The following is a 12523-nucleotide window of genomic DNA, read 5'->3' as shown; positions in this document are numbered from 1 at the left end:
TTTGGCCTAAAATGGACTTCATAGGAATTTTCATAAATACCTTTTTATAGTTGTTGGTTATTTTAAAGTACTTAAAGCACGTTCTGGTTTGTCAATGATTCAATGTTATAACTGACAGAAAATCAGTTAAAACACCACCACCAACAATGAAACATGTTAATCTAAACCATTGATTGTATGAATTATTTAATATAAAAAAATCAAATTTATAAATAACACTGAGAGAAAAGTCACATTTTGTTACATTTTGCGGATGAAATTGATGCGTATTACGAGCACTTAGAGTTAGGGAAAATTTTTTGAAAATAAAATCAATAACTTTTATTGATTCCGTACAGTAGGATCTATCTTTAACAGGGACTACCGGCCCACAATCAATCACATTTTACTACCGATGTCCTCTTGCCTGAATCATTGTCATAATAGTTGCTATTTTCATACATTAATCCAGTCGTACAGGGTATGACATATTGGACTGAAAACATCACTAACGATGTATCTGGTAGACGAGAAAGTGCGCTGTGGAGAGCGGTAAGGGTAACAAGAGAGAAGCTGTACAAAGACTGTTATGGGGTAATCAGGGTTAAACTTTGCCAACTACATCCAATCACATTATCCTGAAAAGTTATCAAAGAAGGAGACTAAACTATGATAGCCTCCTTGTTCGCCTCTATGATTTAAATCTTTTTCACTAACTCCAGAACTGTGTGACCTGTTGGCAACTTGGTACAACTCACCAATGATAAATCACATTGCGTTAGCAATGCCTTCATATCAGCCTCACTGCGCTGGTAGGTACCATCTTCACAAATCACTGATTGAAACAAGGCATTAAACACCAGTCGGGGTGAGGCCTCCTCGGATTCGACCAGAGGCTCAATCACCAGCAACTTTCCCTCTCCGAGTGAGGCATGAATCGACTTAAGAATGCGCTGACACGACTCATTGTTCCAATTGTGCAAGACATTTTTCAATACCAAAACATCATAGCCTGAGGGTATAGATTGAAAGAAATCCCCCGGAATCATCTCGATATTATCGCAAGCATCAAGATAAGGCGTACATTGCTCACACACATCGGCTCTATCCAACACACTTGCAGACAAATGTGGAAAGGCTCTAACCAACTGTGATGCAATCACACCACTGCCACCACCAATATCAAGCACTGAGCCTGCCTGTTCAAAGGTATCAGCGCATGCTCTAGACAGAGCCAACCCAACCGGACGCGAAAAATCGCGCATAGCGAGATTGTAGACCAGTGAACGCGTTGGATTTTGTTCGAGGTATTGGTACAAGGTTTGCTGGTAAATGTGTTTAAATCCAGACTCGCTTGTTTGGCAAGTATTCAGCATGCCTTGATAAGCTTGATAATATTCATCACCAAATAATTGGCAAAAGTGGCGCATCGAATCAGGGTTGGTCGAAGTCAGCAGCAAAGAGCTGTCGTTGTTGTCAATCAGGCCATTATCAGCAATGGAGAAAAAGCCAAACACATTGGCAACCTTGAGCGTGTTCATTAAGATAGTCGCATCCACTTCACAGCGCCGGGCTAAGTCATCAATGGCTAAAGAATGAGATAGCAAATGATCGGCAATGCCCAATTCACTTAATACATTTAGAGATTTGGCGGCTAAAGGGAACATCATTATTTCTGAAATTCTTTTGGTTACCTCTGAATTATCCATACAATCACCTTGACGTTATTTATAATTAGAGACCACGCTAAAGAGCTTGTCTTAATATTTAATTAAGAAAAAACAAGACAAAAAAAACCTGTCAATTCAATGTTAAAAAGTTATCACTATAAACATTAAAGCAAGTACAAATTCCTGATTTAAAAGTAATTTGTAAAATTAAATATCTTTATTCATATTTTAAATAATCGTAAAAAATCTTCCTTAATTAAATCCTAAGTTTTCAGTCATAACTTTTATAGTAAGAAAAAAATAATATCAAAGTCTGTTCAACTTTCATCACTGACTGAAATCGAGAGGTAATAAAAATGGAAAATATTGTCCCTATTTTTGCAACCATTGCCATGCAATCGTCAACCCATCCACATAAAAAAGCCATTGTATTTGGAGAAAATACCCTTAGCTTTTTGGAATTAGAAACTCTCTCGAATCAAGTCGCGCACTACTTATTAGAATGCTACCCAAATAACCCAAAAGGCAATGTTGCGATTTATCTTGAGCCTTGCCTGCTGTTGCCTGCAATCATTCTTGGTGTGATGAAAGCAGGTTTTAATTATGTCCCCCTCTCATCTTTTCAGCCACCAAAAAGACTGATGCAAATCCTAAATGATGCTGGATCTTTGGCCATCATTACCACGACGGCTTTGCAAAGAAAGTTGTCAGGCACTAAAAAAAATATCATTAATATTGAGTCGAACCCATTTCAGCATTTTCCAACCGATGGAGTCACCCTTCCAAAAGTGACAAAGGAAGACCTTGCCTACATTCTCTACACATCCGGTTCAACGGGCATCCCCAAAGGAGTCGAAATTAATCACGCCAACCTTAGTTACTATATTAATTGGTTTAACAATGAGTTGTGGACAAAAACTCAAGCACTGCTCCCTCTCACCTCATCACTCAGCTTTGCTGCGGCTGTCAGCCAATTATTTTCACCACTATCACGCGGCGATACGCTGCATATTTTACCCAGTGGCATCCTCAACCATCCAGAGCGTTTGTTGAGTTGGCTCAATCAGCAAGATAATACTGCGCTGTATTGTGTGCCAACCATATGGCACGAGCTTTTAGACTATGCTCAATCACATAATATTGAAAACCAGCTACCCAAAACCGTCTTCCTATCTGGGGAAGCCGTAGCAGACGATCTTAAACAAAGAACCTTTCACACCATTGATAATGTGCGCCTTTTTAATCTCTATGGGCCAACAGAAACGGTCGCCAACTGTACCTACTCTGAGTTAAGTGCCAAAGAAGAGGTGCACCTTGGTCAGGCAATAAAAGGTAGCCAAGCCTTTTTACTCGATAAAAATAATCAGCCCGTAGCAAAAGGTGACATTGGTGAAATCTGTATCGCGGGGCCAGGTGTTGCAATGGGTTATCGTCAGCGACCCAACCTAACCCAGCAACGTTTTTTCCAATATGCAGGGCAAACTGCACATCGAACTGGTGATCTTGGCCGCTTTAACGATCAAGGCCAGCTGATCTATCTCGGACGAAAAGATCGCCAAGTCAAAATCAATGGTGTCAGGATTGAGCTAAGCGAAATCGAGGCTTATTTACGCCAATTTTCGACCATTGCGGACGCTGCCGTAAAACACATTGATGGCGCCCTGATTGGCTATTTAAAAACATCGGAAAAACCTAGTGCATGGGATCTGCGCAGCTTTCTCAAACAGCGTTGCCCAGATGCCATGATCCCTAGTCAATTTATCTATCTTGAGTCTTTTCCCAAACTGCCGAATGGTAAGCTCGATCTATCAAGGCTTCCTGCACCTCGCTGCGAGCGCCCCAATCTGAGTGGAGAGTATTGTTCTCCCAGCAATGAACTCGAAAAAGACATCATTGATATATGGCAGGAAGTCTTGGGCTTTAGCTCACTTGGTGTCAATGATGACTTTTTTGAGCTTGGGGGCAGCTCGCTACAAGCCATGCGAGCGCGAACTCTGATCCGCCGACGCATGTATAGTGAGATTGACCTTAACCTATTTTTTAATAATCCGACCCCAAGACGCCTTGCCTCTGTTATCCCCTATTACTTGACCAATGGAGCCGATGAAATAGATCCAGCTCAGCAAACACTCATCCCTAGCGATGACGGATATCAGCCTTTATCAGCGCAAGAGAGCTACTTTGTGACGCTTGAGCAAACCAGCGACAACAAACTCGCTTATCAGCCTGCTTTTGCGATTCATATCCAAGGAAAAATCGAACTGGATGCCTTGAATTGGAGCCTTCAACGAGTGCTTACCAATAATCCAATCCTGCGTACTCGTTTTAATCTTGATGACCACTGCGCACTAGAAGGTGGCTTTAAAACCGACGATATCTTGATTAAACGCATTGGTGTCAGTCACCTTGAGAATAACCTCAAGCGTTTATCTGACCAAACATTGATTGAATGCGCAGATCTGAGCGAAATAGACATAGATACCACAGCGCCGATTAGTCTTTCGGTCATGAGTCGAAACCAAACCGAACATGCAGTGTTGATTCGTGTCCATCATGCAGTCTTTGATCATGAATCTATTGGTCTGTTTTATGAGCAATTTCTTCAGGCCTATCAGGCATTTCTGGCCGGAGACTATGGCTATGGACAAAATGTAGAGCACCATTTCAACCAAACTCAACACAAAGGCGCATGCCCAAATCGAGTGGCTGAAATGAAGTTTTGGATGAGACAATTTGCCAGTTATATTGACAAAGGTGCCGACGCATCTCCGTATACCCAACACCCACATTCGGCTGCGCGCAGCTATTCGCTGGAGTTGTCACAAGACTTTAGCCAACAGATTAAGCAATTTGCTCAAACCCATAAAACCAGTCCTTACTCATTGCTTTTGGCACTGTTTAGTAGAGCATTAAACAAGAGAACCTCTTACAAACACGTCCCTATTGGTTTACCTGTCTCTTCGCGGGCAATGTGCCAGCATGACACTCAGATAGGCTGCTTCGTCAATATGCTGACCTATTACGATATCCATGAAACAAAAGAGAATCTAGGCTCTTTCCTTGATGCTAGTCATAAGCATATCTATTCGTTGGTGGAAAACCTATCTATCCCATACCCTCAACTTGTCTCAGCCATGCGTGAACAAAGGTGGTTTGAGCATCTGCACTTCCCGGTCAGTTTTAATTACCTCAACCCTGTACCTGATCCGATGACAATTGCTCACTGCCACTTCAGCGTCAAAGCCATGACAGAAAGCACTGCTCGCTCTGATCTCAATCTGACGGTTAGTGACGGTGAAAGCCTGACCATACACTTTGATTACGAGCAAGCTGCTTTTAGCAAAGACGATATTGTTATGCTATCTGAGCATTATCTCAATCTAATTTCAGATGCTATTTATTAATGATTTAGGTGGAGTTAATTTTATGTCGATGCTTATTCATGAAAAATTTAAAAGTGCTAAACAAAAACAACCGAATAATATTGCACTCATTACTAATGAAGAAGAAATCTCATATTCTAATCTTGATAATAGATCCAATATTATTGCGGAAAAATTATTACGCCTAGGAATAAAGCCAGGAGATATTGTTGGCGTTCATATGAATAGAGGGATTCATTTAATCGCCACTCTCCTTGGCGTAATGAAATCAGGTGGCTGTTATTTACCTCTTGATCCCTACTATCCCAATGAAAGGCTCTCTTACATGGTTGAGCACTCTGAGACCGCGCTCATTATTACCGATGATGACGACCAATTAGATTGGCTACATGGCACACAAATCATCCTTAATATTAATGAACTTGATATGCACCAAACCGCTAACCCGGCGCTACCTCACATTAATGATGATGACTTATGTTATGTCATGTATACATCGGGCTCTACGGGCAAACCAAAAGGCGTCATGATCTCACATCGTACCGTGGCACACTATCTGGGCTGGATGCAGAGCAGGTTCACTTTAACAACGGATAAGCGTGTTCTTAACCAGACTACATATAGCTTCGATATTTCAGTGTGGGAAATTTTTTGGCCCCTTACTTGTGGTGCTGGCTGCGCACTCATTAGTGAGGATGAAAAGTACGATCCAGATTTACTGGCCGCATTTGTCCTCAGGCACCATGTGAATGTGGTTCAATTTGTACCCACTGCACTGAGGATTATCCTTGATGCCAATGTGCTCAAACCTTGCACATCCATCACCGACATCTTCTCTGGAGGCGAAGCGCTACCACAAAAATTAGTCAATGACCTTGCCAAGCAATTTGGAGGGAAGATCCATAATTTATATGGACCAACTGAAGCCACCATTTTTGCTTATCACTGGCCTTGCGAACCCAATCAAGACGACGCTATCGTGCCAATTGGCATACCAATTCCACATGCCAAAGGCTTTATTTTCGATCAGCAGCTACGCCCAGTTGCTAGAGGCCAATGTGGTGAACTTTATCTTGGTGGCGATACCTTAGCGAAAGGCTACTTGAAACGTAACGATCTTACCGAAGAGCGTTTTCTTGCACACCCAATTACAGGGGAAAGAATGTATCGAACCGGTGATTTGGTGAGCGAAAAAAGCGACGGCACTTTGCTGTTTCATGGCCGCTGTGACTCGCAGATCAAACTCCGCGGACATCGAATTGAACTGGCAGAAATTGAAGTTCAATTACAAAATATTGAAGACATCTCTCACGCTGCTGTGATTACCGTTACCTCTTCTTGCGGTGACGTCACCATCAAAGCCTTTTGTGTTTCTGCTTCTCAACAAAGTCTCGATATTCAGGCGATACGACTTTCTTTATCGGGTGTATTACCCCATTACATGCGCCCTACCCATTATTGCCAAGTTGACGCACTACCAACATTACCAAATGGCAAAATAAACAAATCCATCTTAAACCACAACTAACGAGGTTTCTAAAATGCTTAATGATGAAAAAAAAATACAAAATAACATTGAAGAAAAAATTAACCTTATATGGAAGTCTATTTTAAATGTTAAAAATATATCAAACGATGAAAACTTTTTTGATGCCGGTGGAAACTCTTTACTCATGAGTAAAGTTCATCGGGAAATAAAGAAACAACTTGATATTCCAGTCAGCATAATAGATCTATTTCAATGCCCGACAATAACCACACTCAGTAAAAAGATTTATCAAAAACATTTAAACCAAAGCAAAGCTTAAGTAAGACTAAATATAATTTCTTCAATGAACACTACAACATCTTCTCATATCTGAGAGGCCAACCACTTGCTCTCAGATTGGTATCAGAATTCCATCACCCGAATTAGTAAATACAAACCGTGAGGTAGCATATGAAAGACCAAACAACACTACGCGATCAAGATATAGCTATTGTTGGTATGTCTGGGCGTTTTCCAGGAGCAGAAAACATCACCACATTCTGGAAAAATCTCGCTGAAGGTATAGAAACCATTACGACATTCTCAGAAGAAGAGTTACGCCAGTCTGGTGTTGACGAAACACTTATCGCTTCACCCAACTACATCCCTCGTCGCGGTATTCTCGGCAATGCACAAGAGTTCGACGCGCAATTTTTTGATATTACTCCTCGCGATGCTGAGATCATGGATCCTCAACATCGCGCTTTTTTGGAAAGTAGTTGGCACGCTTTCGAAGACGCAGGTTATGTACCATCAGAATACCCAGGTAAAGTCGGCGTCTTTGGCGGCACAGGAACAGCATGGCATTTGAACAAAGTACACTCTCACCCAAGTGTGGATCAATTTGCCAGCGGTGCATCAGTCGTTACCAACAATGATAAAGATTACGTCACCACGCGTGTGTCTTACAAACTCGATTTAAAAGGACCCAGTGTAAACGTTCAAACCGCGTGCTCTACCGCTATGGTTGCTGTTGTGATGGGCATTAACAGTCTACTAAGCCGTGAAAGTGATGCTGTGATCGCTGGCGGTGTTTCCATCGATACCCCCGAGCGTCGTGGCTATGAATATATGCAAGGTGGTATGGAATCTGCGGATGGACGTTGCTACGCATTTGATTCAAGAGCTAACGGTACGGTATTCAGTCGTGGTGTAGGAGCTGTACTGCTTAAGAGAGCCAAAGACGCGATAAAAGATGGTGACCACATCTACGCATTAATTAAAGGTGGTGCCATCAATAATGACGGCAGCCTTAGAGCTGGTTTTACCGCCCCAGCTATAGATGGGCAAATTGAAGTAGCGAGACAAGCACTCGAAAATGCCCAAGTTGACGTGGAAAATATTCGTTTTGTCGAAGCACATGGTACAGCAACGGCTCTTGGTGATCCGATTGAGTTTTCATCACTTTCACAAGCCTTCGCTCAGAGCACCGATAAAAAGCAATTTTGTTTACTCGGCTCGGTAAAAACTAATATCGGTCACACAGACGCAGCGTCCGGTATGGCTAGTTTGATTAAATCTTCCATGGCTCTAAAGTACGGCCAGCTCCCTGCCTCACTCCACTATCTTAATCCGAATCCTAATATCGACTTTAACGACAGTCCGTTTGTTATGAACACAAAACTGACAAACATCGTTGAAGAGGGAAAGCCAAGCAATGCACTAGTCAACTCTTTCGGTGTGGGCGGAACTAACGCATGTGTTATTTTGGAGTCCGCGCCGACAGTTGCGCCAACAGAGCTCGCTCAATCCCCCGTCATTGTCCCTCTTTCTGCTCGCAGTAAAAACGCATTGACCAAGATGAAACAGCGCCTCGCTGACCATTTAAAACAGCACCCAGAGACTAATATTGCTGACCTTGCCTACACAATGCAATTGGGGCGTAAACAATTTGAGTTTTCAACCTGTGTTGTAGGTGATAGTAATCAGTCCCTGATTGAGGCACTCGAGAGCAGCTCTCCAACCGCCAAACGAGATAAAACCCAAAAGCCAGTTGTTTTTCTATTCCCTGGACAAGGTAATCAATACCTTGAGATGTCTCATGATCTCTATCAAACCTACCCGGTATTCAAGACGGCTTTTGATGAATGCTGTGACTATCTGACCACTGTACTTAAACAGGACTTACGTGACATCATTTTCAACCGAGCTCCCGATGCGGCTCGTCAGATCAACCAAACTCAATTCACCCAACCCGCACTATTCGTGGTTGAGTACAGTTTGGCAAAACTCATCACTTCATGGGGTATTAACCCAGACATCATGATAGGTCATAGTGTTGGTGAATACGTGGCTGCCTGCCTATCTGGAGTATTTTCGCTACAAGATGCTCTGAAAGCTGTGGCCGTCCGCGGTCAGATGGTACAAGCATTACCAGCCGGTGCAATGTTAGCTGTCTTGATGCCACAAGACCAAATCAAAGAACGTCTAAAGGCACACAACTTAGATATCGCTGCAGTTAATTATCCAGAGCTTTGTGTGGTTGCGGGAGAACTTGATGCCATAGAGTCTTTCCAAGATGAACTGGAAGAAGAGGGAATTTTCTGCAAGCACCTTGATACCTCTCATGGCTTCCATTCGCGTATGATGGACCCAATGCTGCCCGACTTTAAAACCGTGATGGATAATATAAAGTTAAGCCCAGCAACGATTCCATTTATTTCTACCGTCAACGGTCAGGAAATTACCAATGAACTCGCGCAAAGCAGCGACTATTGGGTCGGCCATGTACGCAACCCTGTGTTATTCTCACAAGCCTTTGATACTTTGATGTCACGCTACCCAGAGGGTTTTGTTGCTTTTGAAGTTGGACCTGGACGTTCACTCGAATCTGCCGCTAAGCAGCACTTTACACAAGATGACAGCCTAAATGCCGAGGTGTATTCCTCACTACCTATCGCAAAAGAGGTATCAAAAACAGTTGGGCACTTTGCCAGTTCTGTCGGCCAGCTATGGTCTAATGGTGTAGCCGTTAACTGGCGCACAATGCACGAAACAAGACGCCTTCGTCTCTCTCTACCCGGTTATCCATTTGAGCGTAGCGAATTTAAATTGCCTGATGTTCAAACAAACCGTGCTGATTCGACCCGAAACTCTGCGAGCGAAACCGAATTAAAACGCAAGAAAAAAGACGTGGGTGACTGGTTCTATATGCCGACTTGGAAACGCACCATTCCAAGTGCCTTCCTCCCTAATGAGGAACTAGCCGAGGAGCAGTCCTGGCTTATCTTCGCCGACGAATATGGCATTGCGAATCAGATTATTGAACAGCTAAAACCACTAGATCAAACCATTACCGTTGTTTTTAAGGGTGTGTGTTTTCAAAAAGAGAACCATCACACATTACCCTCTTACATCATCGATCCAACCAGTAGAGAAGACTATGTCGAGCTACTCAAAACATTGAAAGAAGATAGTATCAAGCCTACTCGGATTATTGATTTATGGAACGTCTGTCCAGAGAAAACACGCCGAACTTTTGATACAAGTCGCGAACAACAGCTTGACGCATTTTATAGTCCGCTTTACCTGCAGCAAGCACTGATCAACGAGAATCTTCTCGATGATTTACACCTAGTGCTCGTCTCCAACAATATCTTCAGCATTGCAGGTGAGAAAGTCTATAACCCAGAGCAAGCCCTACTCATTGGTCCTGCAAGAGTGTTCTACCATGAATACCCTGATGTCAATTGCCATCTAGTCGACATTGATTGGGTGGATGAAAGTATGGAGCACGTTAACCTCCAAAGTCTTGCCAAATGTCTGATTGCGGAGAGTCATATGATCACCGATGGTGAACTGACCGCCTATCGAGGTGGAAATCGTTGGCAAGAGGACTATCAAGCCGTTCATCTTGAGTCATCTCAACCAGGCCTTCCCGCCCAGTTCCGTGATGATGGCACCTATCTCATTACCGGTGGTTTAGGTGGACTTGGTATGCTAGTCGCTGAACATATTGCCAGTATCAGTAATGCCAAACTTGTACTTACCTATAGGAGTCATTTGCCTGAACGTGAGGCTTGGCATCATTGGATCCAGCAACACGCCATTGATGACCCCATCAGTGAAAAACTCGCCTGCATCATGAAACTGGAAGAGCAAGGTAATCATGTTGAGCTGGTCAATGTTGATGCGTCAGATTATATCGCAATGTCCGAGTTATTTGAGCAATACGATTACTTTAACGGCATTTTCCATACTGCAGGTATTGCTGGTGGTGGGATCATCCCTCTGAAGGCAGATCAAGATTGTGCCGATGTACTTGAGCCCAAAATTCTCGGCTCACTAATATTGGATGAATTAACACAACATAATCCTCCTGAGTTTATGATTTTATTCTCTTCAATCAGCTCAATTGTTGGTGATGAAGCTCGAATTGACTACTGCTCTGGTAACGCCTTTATGGATGTATTTGCCAGTTACCGTAACCAAAATCGCTCCGGTAGAACCATCGCTATTAACTGGGGTAAGTGGGGCGATATCGGTATGGCAGTCAAATACGCACGTGAACTCGATGAAAAAGATAAAGCCAAACGCAATGACACCAATACCTCAAGCTTGTTGACCTCATTAGGCCGAAAAGGAATGGAAGAAGCATTTCGTGTCAATCTTGATGTCAGGAAAGATTGGGCCATAAACGAGCACTGCTTATCCGAGCAACCAACATTAGTTGGGGCCACTATCCTGTCTATGCTTCATTGTCTGATGACAGAAATCAAGCCCGAAGAAAACTTGAGTGTTAAAAACCTGCTACTCACCAAGCCTGCTATTTTCCATCATGCTTGGCCAAGAGAGTTGCGCTTATTCGTACGCAGTGAAAGCAACGGCTACAGCTTTAGCTTGCGCAGCCGAGGCGTACGAGATATTGAGTGGGAGGAACATGCATTAGGAAATCTTGCCTGTGAGCAAACGGAACTGCCTCAAAGCGAGTCTATCGACCAGATCCTAGCCAGATGCCCAACACAGTTGCCAGAACAGCTAGTAGGTCAAGACTATAAAAATAAACTGACTGGAGAAACCTTCTTATCGCTCAGCGAACGTTGGAATTGTCCAAAAACCGTCTGGCAAGGCCAAGATGAATGGCTGATCAAAAAAGACCTTGATAGTAAATTTCAAACTGACTTTGACCAGTTCCCGTATCACCCAGCTGTTATAGATTCGGTATCAATACGTGTTGTTACCCTGATAACCACTGATAATTATCTTCCGATAAGTTATGGCAAAGTGAGCTATCTAGCACCACTTGATGGCGAGTGCTATGTCCATATTAAACTCAAACAACCACATCACTCAGAGAACTCGACCATTATCTTAGATATTGTTTTTCTATCCTCAGATAACCAACCTTTGATGGTTTTAGAAAACTACACACTCATCAAGATTAATGCCGACAATCAAGTCGCCACCGATTCAGCCCCGCTAAAGGTAGAGAAACCCGTTGATGTGGATCTCACCGATAAAGACATTCTTTACTTTGAGGGCCTCGATGCGCTTAAACGCCAGTTGGCACATCTAGAGTTTGAACAGCTTGTCGTTGTGACCAGCGATTTGGGACAGCTTATCTATGAAGCCACCCCAGAAAAAGAGGATAGCCAGAAACAAGAGAGCGCCAGCGAAGTGAATCAAGGTCATTCAAGACCCGAACTTTCGGTGGCCTATGTGGCACCAAGCAATGAAATTGAACAAGAAGTCATTTCTATTTGGCAATCCATCTTGGGCATTTCAGGAATAGGTATCGAGGATAATTTTGTTGAATTAGGTGGTAATTCGTTACTGGCGGTACAGATAGTTTCGCGAGTCTCAGCCAAATTCGAAGTCGATATTCGCGTCGATCTATTTTACCAAGATCAAACTGTACGTGGACTATCAGGCCTAATAATGAGTGCATTCGAAGCACTCCTTCAGGAGGACTAAGTTACGGTTGCCCCGAGTACACACTCGGGGCTGACCTAATATTGGTGATT

5 protein-coding genes are annotated in these 12523 nt (G+C 43.1%); 4 read left to right on the top strand and 1 reads right to left on the bottom strand.

The window, feature by feature from the left end; genetic code table 11:
* Positions 1 to 677: 677 nt before the first annotated feature.
* The gene (locus RH40_RS14035) at positions 678 to 1688 is read right to left on the bottom strand and encodes a methyltransferase (protein ID WP_009602239.1); all 1011 of its coding nucleotides are present in this window, start codon (positions 1686 to 1688) and stop codon (positions 678 to 680) included.
* A gap of 317 nt (positions 1689 to 2005) precedes the next feature.
* On the opposite strand from RH40_RS14035, the gene RH40_RS14030 reads away from it, so the two are divergent.
* The 4 genes from RH40_RS14030 to RH40_RS14015 all read left to right on the top strand — a co-directional run bounded on the left by RH40_RS14030 (position 2006) and on the right by RH40_RS14015 (position 12473).
* The gene (locus RH40_RS14030; RefSeq protein WP_009602237.1) at positions 2006 to 5053 is read left to right on the top strand and encodes a non-ribosomal peptide synthetase; all 3048 of its coding nucleotides are present in this window, start codon (positions 2006 to 2008) and stop codon (positions 5051 to 5053) included.
* Positions 5054 to 5075: 22 nt separating this feature from the next.
* Positions 5076 to 6560, top strand: coding sequence for a non-ribosomal peptide synthetase (locus RH40_RS14025; protein WP_009602235.1), 1485 nt, complete (start codon positions 5076 to 5078; stop codon positions 6558 to 6560).
* Positions 6561 to 6573: 13 nt separating this feature from the next.
* Complete coding sequence (locus RH40_RS14020) at positions 6574 to 6840, top strand: phosphopantetheine-binding protein (protein WP_009602233.1); 267 nt, start codon at positions 6574 to 6576, stop codon at positions 6838 to 6840.
* 131 nt (positions 6841 to 6971) lie between these two features.
* Positions 6972 to 12473, top strand: coding sequence for a type I polyketide synthase (locus RH40_RS14015; protein ID WP_009602232.1), 5502 nt, complete (start codon positions 6972 to 6974; stop codon positions 12471 to 12473).
* Positions 12474 to 12523: the final 50 nt, after the last annotated feature.

The sequence above is a fragment of the Vibrio caribbeanicus ATCC BAA-2122 genome, from assembly GCF_000165125.1.
GTDB lineage: Bacteria > Pseudomonadota > Gammaproteobacteria > Enterobacterales > Vibrionaceae > Vibrio > Vibrio caribbeanicus.
This window is presented reverse-complemented; position numbering and strand designations above follow the sequence as displayed.